The 21,993-nt window shown below is 71.3% G+C and carries 23 protein-coding genes; 15 read left to right on the forward strand and 8 right to left on the reverse strand.

Going from position 1 to position 21,993, the window contains the following annotated elements:
* Positions 1-157: 157 nt before the first annotated feature.
* The 5 genes from R2B67_RS22425 (at position 158) to R2B67_RS22445 (ending at position 4,975) form a co-directional block, all read left to right on the forward strand.
* Complete coding sequence (locus tag R2B67_RS22425; protein ID WP_317820557.1) at positions 158-649, forward strand: ATP-binding protein; 492 nt, start codon at positions 158-160, stop codon at positions 647-649.
* Positions 650-817: 168 nt separating this feature from the next.
* A complete protein-coding gene (locus R2B67_RS22430) occupies positions 818-1,564 on the forward strand; it encodes a peptidase (protein ID WP_317820558.1) in 747 nt (248 codons plus the stop codon).
* A 32-nt stretch (positions 1,565-1,596) separates the two neighbouring features.
* Entirely contained in the window at positions 1,597-2,493 is an 897-nt protein-coding gene (locus tag R2B67_RS22435; protein WP_317820559.1) for a hypothetical protein, read from the forward strand.
* Positions 2,490-3,563 carry a hypothetical protein gene (locus R2B67_RS22440; RefSeq protein WP_381075229.1) on the forward strand — a complete coding sequence of 358 codons (1,074 nt, stop codon included), beginning with the start codon at positions 2,490-2,492 and terminating at the stop codon, positions 3,561-3,563. The genes R2B67_RS22435 and R2B67_RS22440 overlap by 4 nt, the downstream gene beginning before the upstream one ends.
* On the forward strand, positions 3,560-4,975 hold the full coding sequence (locus R2B67_RS22445; RefSeq protein ID WP_317824934.1) for a hypothetical protein: 1,416 nt from the start codon (positions 3,560-3,562) through the stop codon (positions 4,973-4,975). The genes R2B67_RS22440 and R2B67_RS22445 overlap by 4 nt, the downstream gene beginning before the upstream one ends.
* Before the next feature lie 109 nt (positions 4,976-5,084).
* Here the strand turns inward: R2B67_RS22445 and R2B67_RS22450 are convergent, their stop codons facing one another.
* On the reverse strand, positions 5,085-6,569 hold the full coding sequence (locus tag R2B67_RS22450; RefSeq protein WP_018515578.1) for an oligopeptide:H+ symporter: 1,485 nt from the start codon (positions 6,567-6,569) through the stop codon (positions 5,085-5,087).
* Between the two features lie 491 nt (positions 6,570-7,060).
* Here R2B67_RS22450 and R2B67_RS22455 point away from each other — a divergent pair, with 491 nt between their 5' ends.
* Both R2B67_RS22455 and R2B67_RS22460 read left to right on the forward strand, forming a co-directional pair.
* Entirely contained in the window at positions 7,061-7,738 is a 678-nt protein-coding gene (locus R2B67_RS22455) for a response regulator transcription factor (RefSeq protein WP_018515577.1), read from the forward strand.
* Between the two features lie 49 nt (positions 7,739-7,787).
* The gene (locus R2B67_RS22460) at positions 7,788-9,053 is read left to right on the forward strand and encodes a sensor histidine kinase (RefSeq protein WP_317820560.1); all 1,266 of its coding nucleotides are present in this window, start codon (positions 7,788-7,790) and stop codon (positions 9,051-9,053) included.
* Positions 9,054-9,074: 21 nt separating this feature from the next.
* On the opposite strand, the gene R2B67_RS22465 is transcribed toward R2B67_RS22460, so the two are convergent.
* Complete coding sequence (locus tag R2B67_RS22465; RefSeq protein ID WP_317820561.1) at positions 9,075-9,611, reverse strand: GtrA family protein; 537 nt, start codon at positions 9,609-9,611, stop codon at positions 9,075-9,077.
* Positions 9,612-9,773: 162 nt separating this feature from the next.
* Between R2B67_RS22465 and R2B67_RS22470 the strand changes: the two genes are divergently transcribed.
* From R2B67_RS22470 to R2B67_RS22480, 3 genes are read left to right on the forward strand one after another with little or no spacing between them, the layout of a single operon-like run.
* Positions 9,774-10,913, forward strand: coding sequence for a 5-(carboxyamino)imidazole ribonucleotide synthase (locus R2B67_RS22470; RefSeq protein ID WP_237326236.1), 1,140 nt, complete (start codon positions 9,774-9,776; stop codon positions 10,911-10,913).
* Positions 10,910-11,443: a 5-(carboxyamino)imidazole ribonucleotide mutase gene (gene purE / locus R2B67_RS22475; RefSeq protein WP_317820562.1), complete on the forward strand. Its 534-nt coding sequence runs from the start codon at positions 10,910-10,912 to the stop codon at positions 11,441-11,443. Before R2B67_RS22470 ends, purE begins: the two co-directional genes overlap by 4 nt.
* 11 nt (positions 11,444-11,454) lie before the next feature.
* On the forward strand, positions 11,455-12,651 hold the full coding sequence (locus R2B67_RS22480; protein WP_317820563.1) for a dipeptidase: 1,197 nt from the start codon (positions 11,455-11,457) through the stop codon (positions 12,649-12,651).
* Between the two features lie 3 nt (positions 12,652-12,654).
* On the opposite strand, the gene R2B67_RS22485 is transcribed toward R2B67_RS22480, so the two are convergent.
* From R2B67_RS22485 to R2B67_RS22495, 3 genes are all read right to left on the reverse strand, one after another.
* A complete protein-coding gene (locus R2B67_RS22485; RefSeq protein ID WP_317820564.1) occupies positions 12,655-13,830 on the reverse strand; it encodes a GDSL-type esterase/lipase family protein in 1,176 nt (391 codons plus the stop codon).
* Positions 13,831-13,860: 30 nt separating this feature from the next.
* Entirely contained in the window at positions 13,861-14,226 is a 366-nt protein-coding gene (locus tag R2B67_RS22490) for a VOC family protein (protein WP_317820565.1), read from the reverse strand.
* 134 nt (positions 14,227-14,360) lie between these two features.
* Positions 14,361-15,704 (reverse strand): UDP-glucose dehydrogenase family protein, encoded by a 1,344-nt coding sequence (locus R2B67_RS22495; protein ID WP_317820567.1) that lies wholly within the window; start codon positions 15,702-15,704, stop codon positions 14,361-14,363.
* A gap of 207 nt (positions 15,705-15,911) precedes the next feature.
* Between R2B67_RS22495 and R2B67_RS22500 the strand changes: the two genes are divergently transcribed.
* Complete coding sequence (locus R2B67_RS22500) at positions 15,912-17,069, forward strand: acyl-CoA dehydrogenase (protein ID WP_030568754.1); 1,158 nt, start codon at positions 15,912-15,914, stop codon at positions 17,067-17,069.
* 82 nt (positions 17,070-17,151) lie between these two features.
* Positions 17,152-17,709 carry an SMI1/KNR4 family protein gene (locus tag R2B67_RS22505; protein ID WP_317820569.1) on the forward strand — a complete coding sequence of 186 codons (558 nt, stop codon included), beginning with the start codon at positions 17,152-17,154 and terminating at the stop codon, positions 17,707-17,709.
* A gap of 24 nt (positions 17,710-17,733) precedes the next feature.
* Here R2B67_RS22505 and R2B67_RS22510 read toward each other — a convergent pair whose 3' ends face one another.
* Positions 17,734-18,306, reverse strand: a complete 573-nt coding sequence (locus R2B67_RS22510) for a dihydrofolate reductase family protein (RefSeq protein ID WP_317820571.1) — start codon at positions 18,304-18,306, stop codon at positions 17,734-17,736.
* A 143-nt stretch (positions 18,307-18,449) separates the two neighbouring features.
* Here R2B67_RS22510 and R2B67_RS22515 point away from each other — a divergent pair, with 143 nt between their 5' ends.
* From R2B67_RS22515 to R2B67_RS22525, 3 genes are all read left to right on the forward strand, one after another.
* On the forward strand, positions 18,450-18,920 hold the full coding sequence (locus R2B67_RS22515; RefSeq protein ID WP_317820573.1) for a hypothetical protein: 471 nt from the start codon (positions 18,450-18,452) through the stop codon (positions 18,918-18,920).
* A 173-nt stretch (positions 18,921-19,093) separates the two neighbouring features.
* The gene (locus tag R2B67_RS22520) at positions 19,094-19,525 is read left to right on the forward strand and encodes a hypothetical protein (RefSeq protein ID WP_317820577.1); all 432 of its coding nucleotides are present in this window, start codon (positions 19,094-19,096) and stop codon (positions 19,523-19,525) included.
* Positions 19,526-19,607: 82 nt separating this feature from the next.
* Complete coding sequence (locus R2B67_RS22525) at positions 19,608-20,231, forward strand: hypothetical protein (RefSeq protein ID WP_317820579.1); 624 nt, start codon at positions 19,608-19,610, stop codon at positions 20,229-20,231.
* Positions 20,232-20,364: 133 nt separating this feature from the next.
* Here R2B67_RS22525 and R2B67_RS22530 read toward each other — a convergent pair whose 3' ends face one another.
* A complete protein-coding gene (locus tag R2B67_RS22530) occupies positions 20,365-20,952 on the reverse strand; it encodes a Uma2 family endonuclease (protein ID WP_317820581.1) in 588 nt (195 codons plus the stop codon).
* A 52-nt stretch (positions 20,953-21,004) separates the two neighbouring features.
* Entirely contained in the window at positions 21,005-21,982 is a 978-nt protein-coding gene (locus tag R2B67_RS22535) for a hypothetical protein (protein WP_317820582.1), read from the reverse strand.
* Positions 21,983-21,993 lie beyond the last annotated feature (11 nt).

Genomic DNA, 21,993 nt, shown 5'->3' on the forward strand with positions numbered 1-21,993 from the left:
GCGATCGGCAGCCCGAAGGGGGTGTCGTAAGGGTGCGGCCGGGCAGGAGACCCCCGTCGGCATCCCGCAAAGATCCGGCGGACTCGGCAACTGATCATTTCTGTTCGATCGCGACATGGTGACATGGCGAATCGGTAATCGGTGAGGTGAAGCGCTGATGAGCACCACCCGGCAGCATCCGCCGGGCGACCTCGGCCGCGAGCCGGAAGGAGCGGGCGTAGCCTCGCCCGTTCCGGCCGAGCGGCAGTGGCGCACGCTCTCGCTCGGGCAGGCCAGCGGCATCGTTCCGATGGCCCGTGATTTCGCCCGGCAGGCCCTGCACGACTGGGGGTGGCTCCCGGCGTCCAGTGCGGACCGCCGGGCCGCGGCCGAGGACGTCCTGCTGGTCGTCTCCGAGCTCGTGACCAATGCCTGCCTGCACGCCGAGGGCCCCGAAGAGCTCCGGATCGGCTGTACGCCCAAGGCGCTGCGCGTCGAGGTCGTCGACCGGGGGGCCGGCCAGCCCGCCCCCCGTACGCCGCACCGCGCCGGCCGCCCCGGCGGACACGGCATGTTCATCGTGCAGCGCCTCTGCCTGGACTGGGGCGTGCAGCGTACGCCGGATGCACCGGGCAAGACCGTCTGGGCGGAGCTCGCCGCTCCCGCGTGACAGCCGCAGTCATCCGCACACCGAAGAGCGCGCCGATCCGGCGCGCTCTTTGTCTTCCCTCCATCAGGCCCCGGGCGTACCTTGAGCGCCCAATCTGATGTGTCGTCAGTAACCTGCGCCCGTACGGATCGTGGCGCGCGGCGACGTCCGGCATGAGGGGAACACGAGGTGTCGAACCAGAAGCGGACAGCTCTCGCGCTGACGGCCGCGCTCACGGTCGCGATGGCGGGCTCGGTGGTCCTGATGGCCGCGCCCGCCGCCCACGCCGAGGTCGTGGACGTCAACTACGAGTGTGAGACGCCCATCGGGCCCAAGGGGGCCGTCTCGCCCATAGACATCAAGAGCGTCAAGAGCGGCAGCGGCTACAAGCTCACCATGTCCTTCCAGAAGGGCGTCTCCTCCAGCCCGGTCGAACTGGGCAAGGGGGCGATGAACCCGAGCGCCGTGATCGAGGTGGGCGGTGCGGAGACGGGGGAGGTCCGGGTCTCGGGACCGGCGAACGCCGAGGCGATTCCGGCCAACACCCCTATCAAGATCAGCGACTTGTCGGGGACGTACACCCCGAAGAAGAGCGGCAAGGTCACCTTCACCGCCGGGGTGCTCACCATCAAGGCGCTCGGTACGACCACGACCTGTACGCCGAAGAACAGCCCGGGCCCCTCGCTGCAACTGGACGTCCAAGGCTCCGGAGGCTCCACGGGCGGCGGTTCGACGGGCGGCGGTTCGACGGGCGGCGGTTCGACGGGAGGCGGCTCGACCGGCACCGGAGGCAGTGGCTCCGGCGGCGGCGAACTGCCGAAGACCGGCCCGCTCGACTCGGCTGCCGCGCTCGGCACCCTCGGCGGGACCGTGCTGCTGACCGGGGCGGCCGGAGTGCTCTGGCTGACCCGGCGAGGACAGCGCCCCACGGGCTGAACGCCTCGACCGTCAGCGTGAGGAAACCGCCCATGCCGTACGTACGTGTGCTCGTCGCCCTGGTTCTGGTGCTGCTCGTCGCCCCTCCGGCGGCGGCCGACGAAGGTGCGGGCTGGACGGCCCGGCCCGCGGGGGCCGGGAGCGGCGGCCGGGACGCCCGGCCGTACGTCTACTTGGAGGGCGCCCCCGAGACGGTGCTCCAGGACCGGCTCTCGGTGACCAACCCGGCCCGCGCCCCGCTGACCGTACGGCTGCGGGGCGACGGCCGGGCCGGGCCGTGGCTCCGGTTCGCGGCGGACACGGTCACCGTGCCGGCCCGGACCCGCGCCGACGTGCCGTTCGCGCTGGCCCTGCCGGACAACGCGACGCCGGGCGACCTCGCGGGGGAGATCGTGGCGTCGGCGGACGGGGGCGAGGAGAGGCGCGTACCGGTACGGGTGCGGGTCGGCGGCCCCACCCTGGCGGCGCTCACCGTGGAGGACGTCGAGGTGTCGGGCCGGACCATCCGGTACGCCCTGGTCAACCGGGGCAACACACCCCTGCGGCCGCGGCTGGCCGTGCGCGCGGACGGGGTGTTCGGCACGCTGCTGGACCGCCCGGCCCGGCCGCTGGACGTGGAGCTGGCCCCCGGCCGCCGGGTGGAGCGCACCGAACCCTGGCCGGACGCCCCGGTGTTGGACTCCGTCACCGTACGGCTGAGGGTCGCCGCGGAGGGCGGGGCGCGGGACGAGGCGGCGGCCTCGGCGGCGTACGTCCCGGTGGCACCGGTCGCCGGGGGCGGGCTGCTGGTCCTCGGCGTGCTGGCGGTGCTCGGCACCGGGGCGTACCGGCGCCGCACCCGCAGAGGAGCGCGAGAGGCCGAGGCGGACGACGAACTGCAACCGGCCGAAGAAGCACGGCCCTTGGCGAAGGCGGGAGCGGAATCGTGAGGCAACACCCGGGCAGTGCAAGCCGCGTACCGGCAGCTCTCCTGCTCCTTCTGGCCGTTCTCCTGGCGCTCGCAGTTCCGACCGCGCAGGCGGCCGAAGACGACACCCCCTCCGTCACGCTCTCCAAGAAGGAGGCGGGCAAGGGCGGTGAGATCGCCGTCAAGGGCGGCGGCTGGCGCTCCGAGGCGTTGCTGATGCTCCTGATCTGCGGCCGGTCCACCCCGGAGCGGGGCGTGATCGGCGGCACCAACTCCTGCGCCAACGCCGACGGCCGGGCCGTCACCACCGACAAGAAGGGCGCCTTCAGCAAGAGGCTGCCGGTGGCCGAGCCGCCCGAGCCCTGCCCCTGCGTGGTGCACGTCGCCACGGTGACCGGCGAACAGGCCCTGGTCGACGCGGTGTTCACGGTGGCGGGCCACCCCACGGCCCCGCTGCCGCCCCCGGCCGACGAGGGAAGGCTCGCGGTGCTCGCCACCACCCGGCTGGAGGGCGAGAGTTCGCTGCTCACCTGGTTCGGCGCCCCGCCCGCCCGGCAGTTGGTCTTCACCGTCGGCAATCTGGGGTCCGCGCCCGTGGAGGACCCCGTCTTCGAGATCGGCACGGCGCACGGCGTCTACGCCCCGCAGTGGGAGGAACGCCAGTGGCGCGGCACGGTCGCGCCCGGCTCCAAGGCGAGGATCAAGCTGCCGGTCGAACTCTCCGCCGGCGCGCACGGCGACTACCAGGTCTCCCTGCGGTACGGGACGAAGGTGCTGGCCGAACAGCCGTGGGGGGTGAGCCGCCCGTGGGGCGTCACGCTCTTCTGGGTGCTGCTCTGCCTGGTCGTCCCGGCCGCCGTCTTCCGTATCGGCATGGCCGTCGTGGACAAGGTCCGCCCCCGCCCCGCCGGCCTGGTGGCCCGCCACGCGCACCGCACGCGTAGGCCCGCCGCCCAGGTGCCCCCCGCCCCGGCCGCGCTGCCGTGGTTCACCCAGGACTCCGCACCGCCCGACATCCGGCGTTCCGCACCGCCGGAGAACCGACCCCCACCCACGACGAAGGGACAAGCGTGGACACGCAACGGAGGATGAGCGCGGCCGGGATCGCGCTGATGCTCGGCGGCGCGGGCATCGTGCTGGCCGCGAGCCCGGCCCAGGCCGCCGAGGTCAGTTACGCGACGGAGTGCGTTCCGCCGCCGATCTCGGGACTGCCCCCGGTCCAGGGCACCACGAAGGTGCTGCTGACCGCCCCGGCCGAGGCGAAGGTCGGCGACGAGATCGAGGTCGTCTGGAAGACGGTCGACGCCGCGTCCAAGAACCCGGACGTGCTGGACCTGGGCAAGGACACGGTGAAGCCGACCGGCACCATCACGCTCGGCGGTGCGGCGAGCGGCGAGCTGAAGCTGGAGGGCCCCCGGCAGAACCCGCCCATCCCCAAGAACAGCCCCATGCTGCTGCCCGACATGAAGGCCAAGCTGAAGCTGGAGAAGGCCGGGGAGATCACGCTCACCCCGGGCGCGTACACGATCAACGTCTCGAAGCCGATCTCGACGGACACCAAGTGCGCGCCCAAGGAGACGGTTCAGCCGGGCGCCACGATCAAGGTGACGGAGGGGGGCTCCAGCACGGGCGGCACCACATCCGGAGGTACGGACTCCGGCGGTACGACGACGGGGGGCACGACCACCGGAGGCACCACGACCACCGGGGGCACCACGACCGGAGGCACGACCACCGGAGGCACCACCTCCGCAGGCGGCACGACCTCCGGCGGCAGCACCACCGGCGGCGGAACCACCGGAAGCCCCACCTCCGGAGGCAGCACCGGCGGCAGCGGAGGCGAGACCGACTTCCCCGGCAAGGAGGTCTCCGTCGCCTACGCCTGCAAGACCCCCATCGGAGACAAGAACGCCACCTCCCCGGTCCGGATCAGCGCCAAGAAGAACGGCGGCGCCTACGACCTCACCGTGAAGTTCAGCAAGTCCGTGATGGACAGCCCCATCGACATCCCGGCCGACCAGGTCAAGCCCTCCATGGAGGTCAAGCTCGGCGGTGCGGACAAGGGCACGGTCAAGGTCGAGGGCCCACTGAACAAGGAGGTCATCAAGACCGGCGCCCCGATCGAGATCCCGGACCTCACCGGCACGTACAAGCCCGGCGCGAGCGGCACGTCCACGCTCAGCCCGGGCGTCCTGACGGTGATGGCCGCCGGTACGACGACGACCTGCACCCCGCCCGCCGATGTGGCGGTCTCCCTGGAGCTGGACACCTCCGCCCAGCCGGGCGGCGCGTCCGGAGGCACGGGCTCCAGCGGCGGCGGCACGGCCGGCGCGGGCGGAGCGGCGGCGTCCGGCGGCACGGACTCGGGCGGCGGCCTGGCGGCCACCGGCGCCGAGGGCGACGGCGCCCTGCGCGCGCTCGGCCTGGTCGCGGGTACGGCGATCCTGCTGGGCGGCGCGGTCTTCACGTTCACCCCGTGGCGGCGGCTGCGCTCCCCGCGCTGACCCACCGCCCAGGCCAAGGCGAAGGGCCGTCGTACCGGAACACTCCGGTACGACGGCCCTCCGTCGCGTACAGCGTGGGCAGCTATGGGCAGCTACAGGCGGTACGACGTCAGCGGACGTCGCCCATGAGCTGCTTGACCTTCCCGCGGTACATGAAGATCGCGATACCGGCCACCACGGCGAGCGTCGCCTCCAGGGCCACCACCCCGGTGCCGTTGAGCCCCACACCGGCCAGCGAGAGCAGGCCCGTGGTGCAGTCACCGGCGGTGACGGCGAGGAACCAGACACCCATCATCTGGCTCGCGTACTTCGCCGGAGCCATCTTCGTCGTGACCGACAGGCCGACCGGCGAGAGCGTCAGCTCGGCGACGGTCTGGATGAAGTAGATCGCGACCAGCCACATCGCGGCGGCCTTGTGACCGTCACCCGCGATGGTCAGCGGCATCAGGAAGACGAAGAACGAGGCGCCGACCAGGACGAGGCCGGAGCTGAACTTCACGATCGTGCTCGGCTCCTTGCCGCGGCGGTTCAGCGCCAGCCAGAAGGCGGCGAAGACCGGTGCGAGGGCCATGATCAGGACCGGGTTGACCGACTGGTACCAGGAGACCGGGAAGTCCCAGCCGAAGACGCTGTTGTCGGCCGAGGACTCGGCGAAGATCGCCAGCGTCGAGCCGCCCTGGTCGTAGATCATCCAGAAGATGGCGGCGGCCACGAAGAACCAGATGTAGCCGGACATCTTCGACTGCTCGGCGGCGCTGAGCTCCTTGTCGCGCTTGATGCGGACCAGGACCATCACCGGGATGACGAGACCGGCGATGGTGATCGGGACGAGCAGCCAGTTCAGCGTGTAGACGCCGGTGACGACCGTACCGATGTAGAAGACGGCCGCGATGCCGAGCCAGATCATCGACTTGCGCAGGGTCGAGGCGCGCTCGTCCTTGGAGAGCGGCTTCGGGACGATGAGGCTCTTCTCGTCCAGGTGCTTGGTGCCGAGCAGGAACTGGAGCACACCGAGGCCCATGCCGAGCGCGGCGAGGGCGAAGCCGAGGTGCCAGTTGACGTTCTCGCCGACGGTGCCGATCACCAGGGGCGCCGCGAAGGCACCCATGTTGATGCCCATGTAGAAGATCGTGAAGCCACCGTCGCGGCGCGGGTCCTCCGGGCCGTCGTAGAGGTGGCCGACCATCGTCGAGATGTTGGACTTCAGCAGGCCCGATCCGATGGCCACGAGGCCCAGACCGCCGAAGAACGTGCCTTCCCAGGGCAGGGCCAGGACCAGGTGCCCGGCCATGATGACCCCGCCGGCGATGGCGACGGTCTTGCGGGGGCCCCAGACCCGGTCGCCGAACCAGCCGCCGGGCATGGCGAGCAGGTACACCAGCGACAGGTAGACCGAGTAGATCGCGGTCGCCGTAGCGGGGTTCATGTCGAGCCCGCCGGGCGCGATCAGGTAGAGGGGGAGCAGTGCCCTCATGCCGTAGTAGCTGAAGCGCTCCCACATCTCCGTCATGAAGAGTGTGGCCAGGCCGCGGGGGTGGCCGAAGAAGGTCTTCTCGCCGGAACTGGCCGAGTCCTTCGTCAGGCTGGACGCCATGGTCGATCCTTGCTGGTCGGGACGCGCTCGCCTCGTGAGCGGTGCGCGCCCGGTGGGGGGTAGCCGGCACCGGCGCGGCCGCACCCCATCCCCACGCCTGAGGGGACTCGCCCCGGGGCCGGGCTCCGGTCGGAGCGTTCGGCGGCGGGGCGGGGGAAGTACCGCGTCGGGATCCACACCCGGATCGCGTTCACACGCTCCGGGCCCGGCTCACAGGTCATTCACTCAAAGCGGGCCGGCGCGAACCGGCCCAACACACACAAGAGACCCTTGGCGCTCATGGCGGCCCAAAGGTCCTTCAGTAGTGCAACAGGCGTCGGGACACCATACGACACGACACGGCGGCATATGGAAGGACTTGAGACATGGATCACAGGTAATAGTGGAACCAGGCTCCCATATTCAAAGGTCCATGTCTGGATTTCGACGCTGACCCGCAGGCGGCGTCGCGGGCCTCACCCCGGAGGTCCCCGCCGGACTACCATCAGTCCATGACCCGTGTACTGCTCGCCGAGGACGACGCATCCATCTCGGAGCCACTGGCCCGCGCACTGCGTCGGGAGGGTTACGAGGTCGAAGTCCGCCAGGACGGCCCGACGGCGCTCGACGCCGGACTCCAGGGCGGCATCGACCTCGTGGTGCTCGATCTGGGGCTGCCCGGGATGGACGGGCTCGAAGTCGCCCGCCGCCTCCGCGCCGACGGCCACACCGTGCCGATCCTGGTGCTGACGGCCCGCGCCGACGAGGTCGACACCGTGGTCGGCCTGGACGCCGGCGCCGACGACTACGTGACCAAGCCCTTCCGCCTCGCCGAGCTCCTCGCCCGGGTCCGCGCCCTGCTCCGCCGCGGTGCCTCCGAGCCCGTCGTGCAGCCCTCCACCCACGGCGTCCGGATCGACGTCGAGTCGCACCGGGCCTGGATGGGCGAGGAGGAACTCCAGCTCACCGCCAAGGAGTTCGACCTGCTCCGGGTCCTGGTCCGGGACGCCGGCCGGGTCGTCACCCGCGACCAGCTCATGCGCGAGGTCTGGGACACCACCTGGTGGTCCTCCACCAAGACGCTCGACATGCACATCTCCTGGCTCCGCAAGAAGCTCGGCGACGACGCGGCCAATCCCCGCTACATCGCCACGGTCCGGGGCGTCGGCTTCCGGTTCGAGAAGAGCTGACGTACGAAGCCCTTATGCGCTCTGAAGCAGGACACCGGAGCCGGCGGCCATGCGCCGCCGGCTGATCAACTCCACGCTCGCCGTGGTGCTCGTGGTCATCGCCGTCTTCGGCGTCTCCCTCGTCATCGTGGAGACGCGCACCATCAGCGCCAGCGCCCAGGAGAGCGTCGAATCCGAGGCGCTGCGGCTGATCAGCGTGGTCGACAGCCGGCTGCTGGGCGACGAGGTGATCAACTCCGGGGTGCTGTCCGAGCAGATCGACCCCAGCCGGTTCGCGCTGATCGAGATCCCGGGCCGGGCCCCCATCGCCGTCGGGGAGCGCCCCAGCGGCAACGTCCTGCGGGCCACCGAGACCGGTGAGCAGGGCGAGAAGGTCACTGTCGAGGAGTCCCGCTCGGCCGTCACCCGCGAGGTCGGGCGCACGCTCCTGATCATCGGCGCGGTGGCGCTGCTCGCGATCATCTCGGCGGTGCTCCTCGCCGTACGCCAGGCCAACCGGCTCGCCTCCCCGCTCACCGACCTCGCCGAGACCGCCGAACGCCTCGGCTCCGGCGACCCCCGTCCGCGCCACAAGCGGTACGGGGTGCCCGAGCTGGACCGGGTCGCCGACGTCCTGGACTCCTCCGCCGAGCGGATCGCCCGGATGCTCACCGCCGAACGCCGCCTCGCCGCCGACGCCTCGCACCAGCTGCGTACGCCGCTCACCGCGCTCTCCATGCGGATCGAGGAGATCTCGGTGACCGACGACCCGGAGACGGTGAAGGAGGAGGCGAACATCGCCCTCACCCAGGTCGAGCGCCTCACCGACGTCGTGGAGCGGCTGCTGACCAACTCCCGGGACCCGCGGACCGGCTCCGCCGTCGTCTTCGACCTGGACGAGGTCATCAAGCAGCAGATCGAGGAGTGGCGCCCCGCCTACCGCTCCACCGGCCGCGCCCTGGTCTGCTCGGGCAAGCACGGTCTGCGGGCGGTCGGCACTCCGGGCGCGGTCGCCCAGGTCCTGGCGGCACTGATCGAGAACTCCCTGATGCACGGCGGCGGCACGGTCGCCCTGCGCACCCGCGTCACCGGCAACCAGGTCGTCATCGAGGTCACCGACGAGGGCCCCGGCGTCCCGGCCGAGCTGGGCGCGCGGATCTTCGAGCGGACGATCAGCGGCCGCAACTCCACCGGCATCGGCCTCGCCGTCGCCCGGGACCTCGCGGAGGCGGACGGCGGGCGGCTGGAACTGCTCCAGCAGCACCCGGCGGTCTTCGCGCTCTTCCTCAGCCGCATCCCACTGGACCGCAAGGACCCGGAACGCCCGGTGCGCTGAGCCGGGACGTACCGGGGGGCGTCAGTTCCGTACGGGATCGGGCTCTACGGTCTCCGACGGCCGCCGCTGCTCCAGAAACCGCTCCGCGGGGCGCGCGGCCTCCTTGTCGGGCAGAGGCCGGGCGGCGGGAAGAGCCTTGAAGACCCACGTCCGGTAGGACCAGAAGCGGAACAGGGTCGCGATCCCGATGCCGAGGATCTTGAAGACGTTGCTCTGGACCGGGGTGTTCCAGTCGAAGCCGTACGTCGCGAGGTACAGCACGCCGTTCTCGATGACCGCGCCCGCCGCGCTGAACAGCAGGAAGAGGGTCAGCTCACGGGTCCGGCGGGTCTTGTCCCGGTCCCGGTAGGTCCAGTAGCGGAAGCCCACGTAGTTGCAGAGGATGGCGACGAAGGTCGCCAGCACGCTCGCCCGGACGACCTGGAGGTCGGTGGTGTGCCGGAGCAGGTTGAAGACGGCGATGTTGACCAGCAGTCCTACCGCACCCACCGCGCCGAACTTGGCGACCTCCCGGGCCAGCAGATCAAGCCGGGTCCGCAGTGCGCCCCGTTCGCTCATGGTGATCGCTCAGTCCGTCCGTTCGGGGGCGTCGACGGGTCCGTCAACTCCGCCATGCTAACCAGCCCTCCCGTGTGGCGCCCCGGTGATGGCCGGGAGCCCGCCGGGGGCGGCACCCGGACGGCGTCCCGGGCGCTCCGGCGCGCCCGATACCCTGGGGGTGTGACGTTCCCGGTAGTCGGCATGGTCGGCGGCGGTCAGCTCGCCCGTATGACCCACGAGGCGGGTATCCCCCTCGGCCTGAAATTCAAGCTCCTCAGTGACACGCCCCAGGACTCGGCGGCCCAGGTGGTCAGCGAGGTCGTCATCGGCGACTATCGCGACCTGGACACGCTGCGCGCCTTCGCGCAGGGCTGCGACGTGATCACCTTCGACCACGAGCACGTGCCCACGGAGCACCTGCGGGCCCTGGAGGCGGACGGTATCCCCGTGCGCCCCGGCCCCGATGCCCTGGTGCACGCGCAGGACAAGGGGGTGATGCGCGCCAAGCTCACGGAGATCGGCGCGCCCTGCCCCCGTAACCGCATCGTGAGCGACCCGGCCGACGCCGCCGCGTTCGCCGAGGAGGTCGGGGGCTTCCCCGTCATCCTCAAGACCGTGCGCGGCGGGTACGACGGCAAGGGCGTGTGGGTGGTCCGCTCCGAGGCGGACGCGGCCGATCCGTTCCGCGCCGGGGTCCCGGTCCTCGCGGAGGAGAAGGTCGACTTCGTACGGGAGCTGGCGGCCAACATCGTCCGCTCGCCGCACGGCCAGGCCGTGGCCTACCCGGTGGTCGAGTCGATCCAGGTCGACGGGGTCTGCGACACGGTGATCGCCCCCGCCCCCGACCTGTCCGAGCAGCTGGCCGGCGAGGCCCAGCAGCTCGCGCTCCGCATCGCCGCCGAGCTGGACGTCGTCGGCCACCTGGCCGTCGAGCTGTTCGAGACCCGTGACGGCCGGATTCTGGTCAACGAGCTGGCGATGCGCCCGCACAACTCGGGCCACTGGACCCAGGACGGCGCGATCACCTCCCAGTTCGCCAACCACGTACGGGCGGTCCTCGACCTCCCCCTCGGCGACCCGCGCCCGCGCGCCCCCTGGACGGTCATGTGCAACGTCCTGGGCGGCGACTACCCGGACATGTACCAGGCGTACCTGCACTGCATGGCCCGCGACCCGCAGCTCAAGATCCACATGTACGGAAAGGACGTGAAGCCCGGCCGCAAGGTCGGCCACGTCAACACCTACGGCGATGACTTGGCGGACGTGCGGGAGCGCGCCCGGCACGCGGCCGACTACCTGCGAGGAACGATCACCGAATGACTTCCCCCTCCGCACCCGTGATCGGCATCGTGATGGGCTCCGACTCCGACTGGCCCGTCATGGAGGCGGCCGCCAAGGCGCTCGACGAGTTCGAGATCCCGTACGAGGTCGACGTCGTCTCCGCCCACCGCATGCCGCGCGAGATGATCGCGTACGGCGAGGACGCGGCGGGCCGCGGCCTGAAGGCGATCATCGCGGGCGCGGGCGGGGCCGCCCACCTGCCCGGGATGCTGGCCTCGGTCACCCCGCTGCCGGTCATCGGGGTTCCGGTGCCGCTGAAGTACCTGGACGGCATGGACAGCCTGCTCTCCATCGTCCAGATGCCCGCCGGGGTCCCCGTCGCCACCGTCTCGGTCGGCGGCGCGCGCAACGCGGGCCTGCTGGCCGCCCGGATCCTGGCCGCGCACGACCCGGCGCTCCAGGAGCGGATGCAGGAGTTCCTGTCCGAGCTGAACGCCCAGGCCTCCGAGAAGGGCAAGCGCCTGCGCTCCAAGGTCCAGGGCTCGGACTCCTTCGGCTTCGGAAAGTAGGGGCGGCTTTCATGGACCATCTCGCTCGCGCCCACGAGCTCCTCGCCGCCCACCCCGTCGTCGACGGCCACAACGACCTCCCGTGGGCCCTGCGCGAGCAGGTCGGCTACGACCTGGACGCCCGGGACATCGCCGCCGACCAGCGCGGCCTGCTCCACACCGACCTGGCCCGGCTGCGGGCCGGCGGGGTCGGCGGCCAGTTCTGGTCCGTGTACGTGCGCACCGACCTGACCGGTGACGCGGCGGTCAGCGCCACGCTGGAACAGATCGACATCGTCGCCGAGCTGATCGCCCGCTACCCGACCCACCTGCGGCGCGCGCTCACCGCCGACGACCTGGAGAAGGCCCGCGCCGAGGGCCGTATCGCCTCTTTGATGGGCGCCGAGGGCGGCCACTCCATCAACAACTCGCTGGGCACCCTGCGCGCCCTGTACGAGCTGGGCGTCCGCTACATGACGCTCACCCACAACGACAACATCGACTGGGCCGACAGCGCCACCGACCTGCGCCGCCTCGGGGGCCTCTCCGCCTTCGGCCACGAGGTCGTCCGCGAGATGAACCGCATCGGCATGCTGGTCGACCTCAGCCATGTGGCGGACGGCGTCATGCGCGACGCGATCGCCACCAGCACCGCGCCGGTGATCTTCTCGCACTCCTCGGCCCGGGCCGTCTGCGACCACCCGCGCAACATCCCCGACGATGTGCTGGCGGCGCTCCCGGCCAACGGCGGGATCGCGATGGCGACCTTCGTCCCGAAGTTCGTGCTGCCCGCCGCCGTCGCCTGGACCCAGGCCGCCGACCGCAACATGCGTGAACACGGCCTGCACCACCTGGACACCACCCCGCAGGCGATGCGCATCCACGAGGACTTCGAGGCGGCCAACCCCCGCCCGCAGGCCACCGTGGCGACCATCGCCGACCACCTCGACCACATGCGCGCGATCGCGGGCGTCGACCACATCGGCATCGGCGGCGACTACGACGGCACGGCGTTCACGCCGTACGGCCTGGAGGACGTCTCCGGCTACCCGAACCTGATCGCCGAGCTGCTCCGCCGTAACTGGTCCGAGGGCGAGCTCGCCAAGCTGACCTGGCAGAACGCCGTACGGGTGCTGCGCGACGCGGAAGCCGTGGCCCGCGACGAGCAGGCCACGCGCGGCCCGTCCCACGCGACGATCACGGAGCTGGACGGACGGCGCCTGCGCTAGGCGCTAGGAGGCCGCGAACGGTCCCCCCGGGCCGAAGGCGTACGCCCCGAAGCGCTCGCCCATGCGGCGGTGGGCGGCGGGGCCCGGGTGGAGCCGGTCGGGCAGCGGCAGCTCGGCGGAGTCGGCCTCGCCGTACAGGGTGAGGCCGTCCAGGTAGGACAGCGCCGGGTCCTCGCCCGCCCGCTCCTCGACGATCCGGGCGAGCTCCTCCCGTACGACGCGCAGGTTCAGCTTCCCGAGGGCCGCCTCCGAGGGGTCGCCCAACGCCACGAACTCCACCTGCCCGTCCTCGATGTCCGGCGCGGCGGGTCCGGGGGTGTCCTCCTGGGCCGGGCAGAGGATGGGCGAGACGACCAGGAGCGGCGTGGTCGGGTGCCCCTCGCGGATGGTGTCGAGGAACCCGTGCACGGCCGGCCCGAAGGCGCGCAGCCGCATCAGGTCGCGGTTCACGACGTTGATGCCGATCTTGACGCTGATCAGGTCGGCCGGGGTGTCCCGCAGGGCGCGCGCGGTGAACGGATCGAGGAGCGCGCTGCCGCCCAGGCTCAGGTTGACCAGTTCCACGCCTCCTGCCGCCGCGGCCAGGGCGGGCCAGGCGGTGGCGGAGCTGTCGGCGGCGGAGCCCTGGCTGATCGAACTCCCGTGGTGCAGCCACACCCGCCGCCCACCGGGCTCCACAGGCGCGACGGGAGCGTCGGTGCGCAGCTGGATCAGCTCGGTGGTCTCGGTGTACGGCAGCCAGATCTCGACGGTCTTCTCCCGCCCGGGCAGACCGTCGAACCGGACGGTGCCGACCTGCCCCGGGAACGTCTCCTGAGAGCCGTCACGCAGATCCACCATCAGCACATCGCCGCCGCTCGCCGTGGCCCGCCCGGCCGGCTCCCCGTCGATGTGCAGGTCGTACGCGCCGTCCGGGCGGGGGGAGACACCCCGGTAGGCCACGATCGTGCGCAGGACGTCCAGCTCGACGGCGGTGGCCCGGGTGCGGAACACCAGCCGTACGCCGGAGGGCTGGGCCTCCGCCTGGGCCACCTGCTCGTCACCGCCGAACTGCGCCCGGGCACGGGCCGGCAGCCGGTGGGGGAGGAGGCCGCCGCGCGCGGTGCGCTCCAGGTCGAGCGCGCCGCGCACGAGGGCGTCGGTGAGGGGGGTGGTGACCCGGCCAGGGAAGTCGTCCATGGTTTCCAGCCTGTCCACCAAAGGCACGATCTAGCAGGCGCAGAGACAGAACGGATGCCCGGCCGGATCGGCGTACACCCGGAAGGACCGCTTCCGGTCCTCCGTGTCCAGCGGCCGGGCCCCCAGCGCCAGCACCTCCCGCTCCGCCGCGTCCAGATCCTCCACGGTCAGGTCCAGGTGGAACTGCATGGAGCTGTCGGGCCGGGGCCACTGCGGCGGTACGAAACCGGGCGCGGCCTGGAACGCGAGCGGCGTGCCCGGGGCGTCCACGAGGTCGACCCAGCGACTGTCGCTGTCGCCCTTGACGGTGCCGCCGATGACGGCGGCGTAGAAGCGGGCGAGCGCGAGGGGGTCGGGGCATTCCAGTACGACGGCGCCGAGTGTGGCGATGGGCATGACGCATACCTCCCGGTGGATACCGCCCTGTTGCGGTACGGGGAGACGCTTACCCCGTACCGCCGCCGGGAGTGCGGCCATTCAGGCGGCCGGGCTCAGGCGGCCGGCGCAGGCGCCCGGCTCAGGCGCCCGGCTCAGGCCTTCGGCCGCCCCATCGCCCGGTACGTCCACCCGGCCTCGCGCCACACCGCACTGTCCAGGGCGTTCCGCCCGTCCAGGATGATCCGCCGGGACACCGCCTCGCCCAGCTCCGCCGGGTCCAGCTCGCGGAACTCGCGCCACTCCGTCAGGTGCAGCACCACGTCCGCGCCGCGCACGGCCTCCAGCGCGGAGTCGGCGTAACCGAGCGTGGGGAAGAGCCGCCGGGCGTTCTCCATCCCCTTCGGGTCGAAGACGGTCACCTGGCCGCCCTGGAGGTGGATCTGCCCGGCGACGTTGAGCGCGGGGGAGTCGCGTACGTCGTCGGAGTCCGGCTTGAACGCGGCGCCGAGGACGCCCACCCGCGTACCGAGGAACGAACCGCCGCCCACGGCCTCCCGGGCCAGCTCCACCATGTGGCCGCGGCGGCGCATGTTGATGGAGTCGACCTCGCGGAGGAAGGTGAGGGCCTGGTCGGCGCCCAGCTCACCGGCGCGCGCCATGAAGGCCCGGATGTCCTTGGGCAGGCAGCCGCCGCCGAAGCCGATCCCGGCCCGGAGGAACTTCTTCCCGATGCGCTCGTCGTGCCCGATGGCCTCGGCGAGCTTCACGACGTCCCCGTCGGCGGCCTCGCAGACCTCGGCCATGGCGTTGATGAAGGAGATCTTGGTGGCGAGGAAGGAGTTGGCGGAGGTTTTCACCAGCTCGGCGGTCGGGAAGTCCGTCACCACGAACGGGGACCCCTCCGCGACCGGCCCGGCGTACACCTCGCGGAGCAGCTTCTCGGCCCGCTCGCTCTCCACGCCGACGACGATCCGGTCGGGGTGCAGGGTGTCGTTGACGGCGAAGCCCTCGCGCAGGAACTCCGGGTTCCAGGCCAGCTCGGCGTCGGCGCCGGCCGGGGCCAGCTCCGCGAGGCGGGCGGCGAGGCGGGCGGCGGAGCCGACGGGGACGGTGGACTTGCCGACGACCAGGGCGGGCCGGGTGAGATGCGGGGCGAGCGCGTCGAACGCGCTGTCGACGTAGCTCATGTCACAGGCGTACTCGCCGTGCTTCTGCGGAGTGTTCACACAGACGAAGTGGACGTCGCCGAACTCCCCGACCTCCTCCCAGGAGGTGGTGAAGCGCAACCGCCCGGTCGACCCTTCGATACCGGCGACATGCCGCTGAAGCATCTCCTCCAGCCCCGGCTCGTACATCGGCACCCGCCCGGTGGAGAGCAGCTCGATCTTCTCCGGTACGACGTCGAGCCCGAGGACCTCGAATCCCAGCTCGGCCATGGCGGCGGCATGGGTGGCGCCGAGATAGCCGGTGCCGATCACAGTGATCCTGAGGGCCATGGGTGCTCCTGGGAGGTACGGACGGACGTGCGAACCGAGCATAGTCGCGGCGGGCGACCCCACCTTTCCCCACCCGATCCGCCGCATACCTCCCGTTTTGCCCGACCCCTGTCACGAAGCTCACGTGACACTCACGTATGCCGCGCCGGGGCTTCCGCACTAAAATTGAGTTACTTAACGGTAGTTAGCATCTGGGGAGTGAGCGTCTTGGCGGGTTCGACCGATTTCGACCTGTACCGTCCGGCCGAGGAGCACGACATGCTCCGCGAGACCATCCGCGCGCTCGCCGAGACGAAGATCGCCCCCTTCGCCGCCGCGGTCGACGAGGAGAGCCGCTTCCCGCAGGAGGCGCTGGACGCCCTGGTCGCCTCGGACCTGCACGCCGTCCACGTCCCGGAGGAGTACGGCGGCGCCGGCGCCGACGCGCTCGCCACGGTCATCGTGATCGAGGAGGTGGCCCGCGCCTGCGCCTCCTCCTCCCTGATCCCGGCCGTGAACAAGCTCGGCTCGCTCCCGGTGATCCTCTCCGGCTCCGAGGAGCTGAAGGCCAAATACCTGGGCCCGCTCGCCAAGGGCGACGCGATGTTCTCGTACGCGCTCTCCGAGCCGGACGCGGGCTCGGACGCGGCGGGCATGAAGACCAAGGCCGTACGCGACGGGGACTTCTGGGTCCTCAACGGAGTGAAGCGCTGGATCACCAACGCGGGCGTCTCCGAGTACTACACGGTCATGGCGGTCACCGACCCCACCAAGCGCTCCAAGGGCATCTCCGCCTTCGTCGTGGAGAAGTCCGACGAGGGTGTCTCCTTCGGCGCCCCGGAGAAGAAGCTCGGCATCAAGGGCTCCCCGACCCGCGAGGTCTACCTCGACAACGTCCGTATCCCCGCCGACCGCATGATCGGCGAGGAGGGTACGGGCTTCGCCACCGCGATGAAGACCCTGGACCACACCCGCATCACGATCGCGGCCCAGGCCCTCGGTATCGCCCAGGGCGCGCTGGACTACGCCAAGGGGTACGTCCAGGAGCGCAAGCAGTTCGGCAAGCCGATCGCGGACTTCCAGGGCATCCAGTTCATGCTCGCCGACATGGCGATGAAGCTGGAGGCGGCCCGCCAGCTCACGTACTCGGCCGCCGCCAAGTCCGAGCGCGTCGACGGCGACCTGACCTTCTTCGGCGCGGCGGCGAAGTGCTTCGCCTCCGACGTCGCCATGGAGGTCACCACGGACGCGGTCCAGCTCCTCGGCGGCTACGGCTACACGCGCGACTACCCGGTCGAGCGCATGATGCGCGACGCCAAGATCACCCAGATCTACGAGGGCACGAACCAGGTCCAGCGCATCGTGATGGCGCGCAACCTGCCGTAAGGCCTGCTGACGCAACGACGGCCCCCGGCGCACGATGCCGGGGGCCGTCCGTGTGTCAGTGGGCTCTGACAGCATCGCGGGCATGACCGACATCGATGACCTCGTACAACGCGTCGCCACCCGGGCCGCATCGGACGGAGACGGCCTCCCCGCGCCTGCCGACGACGCCCGGATCGCGGAGGCCGAGGGTCAACTCGGCTTCCCGCTGCATCCCCTCCTGGCGCGCCTGTACGGCGAGGTCGCCGACGGCGGCTTCGGCCCTGACTACCAGCTGCTGCCTCTGCTCGGTCCGGGCTCCAGCGTCGTCGGCGAGTACCTGGAGCGACGTCAGGCATCCGTCGGAGTGGAGCACCCCGAGTGGCCCGAGGGTGTCGTCCCGATCCTGACCTGGGGTTGTGCCATGTACGCCGCCGTCGACTGTTTCAGCGAGGACGGTCAGGTCCTGCTCTTCGAACCGAACCCGTACAGCGGCGGGTCGTGGGAGGAGTGCTGGTTCCTCGACGCCGCCGGTCTGGCGGCGTGGCTGGAGACCTGGCTCGCGGGGACGGGCTGGTTCGAGGAGGACGCCTTCGAGAATGAGGACGTGGCCGAGCCTCAGCCGTGGGCACAGGCCGCGGACCGGCTGTCCTCGGGCGCCTAGCGCGTACCGGTGCCCGGTGGCGCGTCAGCGCACGACGTCGAACACGTTCTTCTGGATGCCGTTCGGGTATGCCTCGTACTCGACCAGCTTCAGCTTCTGGGTGTCCTTGTCGCTCGTGCTGAACAGGCGCTTGCCCGCGCCCAGCAGGAGCGGGAAGACGAGCAGGTGGTAGCGGTCGATCAGGCCGGCGTCCGACAGGCTGTGGTTCAGGCCGATGCTGCCGTGGATGATGACTGGTCCGCCCTCGGTCTCCTTGAGGGCGGCCACCTCGTCGAGCGAGCGCAGGATCGTGGTGTCGCCCCAGTCGGAGACCAGGTCGTCCTCCTTGAGCGTGGTGGAGACGACGTACTTCGGCATCACCTTGTACTGGCCGAACTCCTCCATCGCCGGCCACACCGGGCTGAACGCCTCGTAGCTGGCCCGGCCCATCATCAGCGCGCCGGCCTCCTCCTGCTCCCGGCCCTTGATCTCGTACGCCTCCGGGAGGAACTCCATGTCCTTGAAGGTCCACCCGGAGTTCCGGTAGCCGGGCTCGCCGCCCGGGGCTTCCATGACGCCGTCGAGGGAGACGAAGGCGGTGCTGATCAGAGTGCGCATCGGGGGCTCCTGGATCTATTTCTCGTACGGGTGCTTCGTGTGAGCATCGGCTCTTACGGACGTACTGACCGCGCGCCCCGCCGAAACTCATCGGTCCGGCCAGGCCCATCCATCCGGACCCACCGCCGGTACCCTGCCACCTCATGACCGAACTCGACAGGCTCACCGCCCTCTTCCGCGCCCTGGGAGCGGACGACGACGCGCCGGACTGGGCGGAGTCCGAGGCCGAGGAGGGGCTGCCGCAGCTCGCCCGCTACCGGTTCCTGCGAACGGTGTGGCAGGACGTCGACGCCTGGACCACGGAGGCGCCCCGCTGGGTCGCCGCCTACCGCAGCGACGGCGTGGCCGCCGGAGCCGTCGACCGCGCCCTCGCGGCCGGGCTCACGCCTGAGGACCTCGGCGAGCTGGCCCGCGAGGTGGCCCGGGAGACCGCGTTCGGGGTGCTGTGTGCCCTGGCCGACCCGGTGGACGGGTCGCTGCCCGCCGAGGTGGAGGAGCAGTTGCCGGGTTGGCGCCTGGCGGAGCTGGACCCGGCGGGAGGGCCGACGGGCCGTCACCTGGACGCTCTGCATGAGGACTTCGCCGACCTCGAACCGAAGGGGATCGTGCCGTAGCCGGGGGTGTGCATGGCTGCGGTAGGCGATCACGGACGGCGGATGCGGTCATCGCCCATCGTGCGCCTGCGAGTTGCGCCCACGCGCCGCCGCGTGCGACTGCATCGGCGCCCTGGCGGACGGCCAGCCTGGGGTGCCCGTCGTCCGTACCCGGCTGACCACAGGGAGCCGCCATGTTCCGGTACGCGTCCGCATCCCGTTTTCGCACGGCCGCCGTCGCCGCCTGTCTCACCGCGACCCTGGCGGTGACCGCGCCCGCCGCAGGCGCCGTACCTGTCGCCGTACAGGGCACCAAGTCCGTCCAGTTGCAGTGGGCTTCGGCCTGGCCGGCCGATCCGCCGTTCCACAGTGGCGTCCTCACCGTCGGGGGCGTGTACACGTGCACCGAACCGTCCGGCACCAGCGTGGCCGTCTCCTTCAACGCCCTCCAGATCATGCCCCTGGCCATGCCCTCCGGCTCCGGCACCCTGCCCTGCGGGCCGGGGGTGATCGACGCGCCCTGGGAGCTGGCCAGCTTCCCCCATGCGGACGTGCACAGCGGCTGGACCAATGTCCTGCTCACCTTCGACGGGCAGGGCCTGCCTCCGCAGGAGTTCACCGCCTGAGACGTGGGTCCCGGCCATGGGGAACCGCAGTGGGGAACCGCCGTCGGGGAACCGGTGGATCGGGGCCGTACGTCCCCCGTACATGCTGATCTTCCTGGGGATACTCTTCGCCGTCGCGCCCGCCGTCATCTGGATGACGCTCGCCCGCACCCGCCCCATCGGCTTGGCGATCGGCGGGACACTGCTCGCCGGAGCCGGTCTGCTGATCAGCGTCCAGCGGGGCTGGATCGAAGCCCCCGGGCCCGACACCCATCTCCTGTTCGCGGCTCTCGCGCCCCTGCTCATCGCCTGCGGCGTACGACGGGAAGGGCGGCACGGGAACCCCCCACCCCCGCGATGGACCTTCCGCCGCAACGGAGCGATCGGCTTCCTGGCGACCCAGTTCGCCCTCACCCTCTTGGTCGGCCTCGGGTACGCGCTGCTGCTCAGCGAAGGCTCGGACGCCCCGCCGTCCAGGGCCCTCCCCGCCTTGCCGTCCGGCATCAGCATCGCCGACGAAGGCATCGGCTGCGGTTCCGGCGGCTGCTACCGCGAGGCGACGGTCACCGGCGAGGACGGCATGTCCCGCCCGGAGATCATCCGCGAACTGGGCCTCCAGCAGGAGAACTGCCGCGCCAGCGGCTGGCTGCTCGACTGGCGAGACGTGTGCGTCGGAGCCAGGGACAACGGCAAGAACGTCATCGTCTACGCCGCCTGGGGGTACTGAGAGGCTGGGCGGCAGAAGGCGCCGGGCAGCAGAAGCAGCACTCCGAGGCAGAGCACCAGCGCGGCCACTCCGTGGACGTCACCGCAGAATCTCCGGGCAGCGTGGGCCCGGGCGGGGGGAGAGGGGATCGGCCTCAGACGTAACGCGGGAGGCCGTCCGTCGAGATCGTCCACTCGGCGATCGTGACGTCCTCGCCGTACAGGAAGTCCTTCCGGGTCGCATAGCGCGGCCCGCCCGGCGTCCGGTGGATGTCGGAGAGAACGGCCCCGGAGCCGGTGCGCGGGTCGAAGATCGCGTATACCGGAATGCCCAGGAGTGGGTAGTCCCGCATCTTGCTCACCCAGTCGTTCTCCGGGTTGGACCGGGAGACGACCTCGATCACGGCGATGAGGGTGCGGGGGTCGAAGGCACCCTCACCCTCCATGTCTGCCACCGCGATGACCATGACGTCGGGGTGGCGCATGATCCCTTCGGCTTCCACCTCTACATCCGGGGTCCCGGTATGCGCGAGGACGTCGTCCGGCATTTCCTTCTCCAGGCGGCGACTCACCTGGGCTGCGGTGAGTTCGTGGGGGCGTCCCGGGGACATCATGTCGTGCACGATCCCTTCCTGGGTGATCTCGAATTTGCCAGGAAGCGTGTCGTCCGCGCTCGCGACGAACTCCCGCATGGCCTGGTAGAGGTGGGCGTTACGCCGTGCGTCGTCCGGGGCGATGGTCATCGTGCCCACTCCTCGTCGTCGGTGCCCAGGGGCAAGAGTCGTCCCCCTCATGCTAGGCCGCCGCCTCCATCAGGTCGCTGCGGCAGCCCCGGCAGTGGCCCGGCTCCCTGGAGCGGAACGCACGGTCGCAGCCGTCGCAGTTCTGGAGGGGGATCACCAGCGGGCGACGGACGGCCGGGGCCAGCTCCTCGGCGCCGGGGAGCGGCGGGGGCAGGAGCACGGTGAGGCGGTGCCTGACGATCTTCGCCGGGTACTTGGGCGGCTTCGGCAGGTCGGTCGTCAGGGCGTGGCGGATGGCGCCGGGGTGCACCTCCCGCTCCAGCCAGGCGGCCACACCCGGGACCAGCTCCTCGACATCGGCCTCGGAGAGCACCAGCGCCTCCGCGTGATTCCGCAGGTCGGCGAGGATCGCGGAGGCGGTCTGCCGCAGCTCCGGGGTGAGTTCGCGCGGCTGGGGGAGCGGCCGGCGAGGCGGCTTGGGCGCCGTGCGCGGCGGTACGCGGACCGGGGGGTGGGATTCCGGTACGGGATCGGGTTCGGGCGCAGGGGGCGGCGCGGGCGGCTCTTCCGGCACTGTGGGCGGCTTTTCCGGCACTGCGGGAGCTTCTTCCGGCACGGCGGGCGGCACCTTCGGCGCCACCACCACCCTCCCGGCCCGTTCCAGCGCCCCCGGCTGATTGCAGAAGACGGTGCGGGTGGCCATCCGGCCGTTCGCCAGCCGCACGTGCGCCCGGCGCAGGTAGCCGTGGGCCTCCAGCTCGCGCAGAGCGGCGGCGATCCTCATCTCGCCCTCGGCGAAGCGGGCGGTGAGCGCCTTGATGCCGACCAGGGAGCCGGTGGGCAGCGACTGGATGTGGACGCCGATGCCGATCGCGACGAGGGAGAGCTCGGCGTGCTGCGCGAGGTGGTTGCCGACGATCGTGAACCGGCTGGTGTGCGGGATCGCGATGTGGATCACGCCGAAGGCCGGAAGGGGCCCGGGAAGCTCGGCCAGAGCGCGGGTGAGGGCGTTAGGGTGCTGGGTAGCCATGGGGAAGTGGT

It is taken from the genome of Streptomyces cyaneofuscatus (assembly GCF_033109485.1).
In the GTDB taxonomy this organism is placed as follows: Bacteria; Actinomycetota; Actinomycetes; order Streptomycetales; family Streptomycetaceae; genus Streptomyces; species Streptomyces cyaneofuscatus.

Coding starts and splice junctions, on each gene's coding strand:
- R2B67_RS22520 (WP_317820577.1), top strand. CDS start 19,094: ATGTTCCGGTACGCGTCCGCATCCCGTTTTCGCACGGCCGCCGTCGCC.
- R2B67_RS22480 (WP_317820563.1), top strand. CDS start 11,455: ATGGACCATCTCGCTCGCGCCCACGAGCTCCTCGCCGCCCACCCCGTC.
- R2B67_RS22535 (WP_317820582.1), bottom strand. CDS start 21,982: ATGGCTACCCAGCACCCTAACGCCCTCACCCGCGCTCTGGCCGAGCTT.
- R2B67_RS22515 (WP_317820573.1), top strand. CDS start 18,450: ATGACCGAACTCGACAGGCTCACCGCCCTCTTCCGCGCCCTGGGAGCG.
- R2B67_RS22455 (WP_018515577.1), top strand. CDS start 7,061: ATGACCCGTGTACTGCTCGCCGAGGACGACGCATCCATCTCGGAGCCA.
- R2B67_RS22450 (WP_018515578.1), bottom strand. CDS start 6,569: ATGGCGTCCAGCCTGACGAAGGACTCGGCCAGTTCCGGCGAGAAGACC.
- R2B67_RS22525 (WP_317820579.1), top strand. CDS start 19,608: ATGCTGATCTTCCTGGGGATACTCTTCGCCGTCGCGCCCGCCGTCATC.
- R2B67_RS22530 (WP_317820581.1), bottom strand. CDS start 20,952: ATGACCATCGCCCCGGACGACGCACGGCGTAACGCCCACCTCTACCAG.
- R2B67_RS22505 (WP_317820569.1), top strand. CDS start 17,152: ATGACCGACATCGATGACCTCGTACAACGCGTCGCCACCCGGGCCGCA.
- R2B67_RS22495 (WP_317820567.1), bottom strand. CDS start 15,704: ATGGCCCTCAGGATCACTGTGATCGGCACCGGCTATCTCGGCGCCACC.
- R2B67_RS22485 (WP_317820564.1), bottom strand. CDS start 13,830: ATGGACGACTTCCCTGGCCGGGTCACCACCCCCCTCACCGACGCCCTC.
- R2B67_RS22425 (WP_317820557.1), top strand. CDS start 158: ATGAGCACCACCCGGCAGCATCCGCCGGGCGACCTCGGCCGCGAGCCG.
- R2B67_RS22435 (WP_317820559.1), top strand. CDS start 1,597: ATGCCGTACGTACGTGTGCTCGTCGCCCTGGTTCTGGTGCTGCTCGTC.
- R2B67_RS22465 (WP_317820561.1), bottom strand. CDS start 9,611: ATGAGCGAACGGGGCGCACTGCGGACCCGGCTTGATCTGCTGGCCCGG.
- R2B67_RS22445 (WP_317824934.1), top strand. CDS start 3,560: ATGAGCGCGGCCGGGATCGCGCTGATGCTCGGCGGCGCGGGCATCGTG.
- purE (WP_317820562.1), top strand. CDS start 10,910: ATGACTTCCCCCTCCGCACCCGTGATCGGCATCGTGATGGGCTCCGAC.
- R2B67_RS22490 (WP_317820565.1), bottom strand. CDS start 14,226: ATGCCCATCGCCACACTCGGCGCCGTCGTACTGGAATGCCCCGACCCC.
- R2B67_RS22510 (WP_317820571.1), bottom strand. CDS start 18,306: ATGCGCACTCTGATCAGCACCGCCTTCGTCTCCCTCGACGGCGTCATG.
- R2B67_RS22460 (WP_317820560.1), top strand. CDS start 7,788: ATGCGCCGCCGGCTGATCAACTCCACGCTCGCCGTGGTGCTCGTGGTC.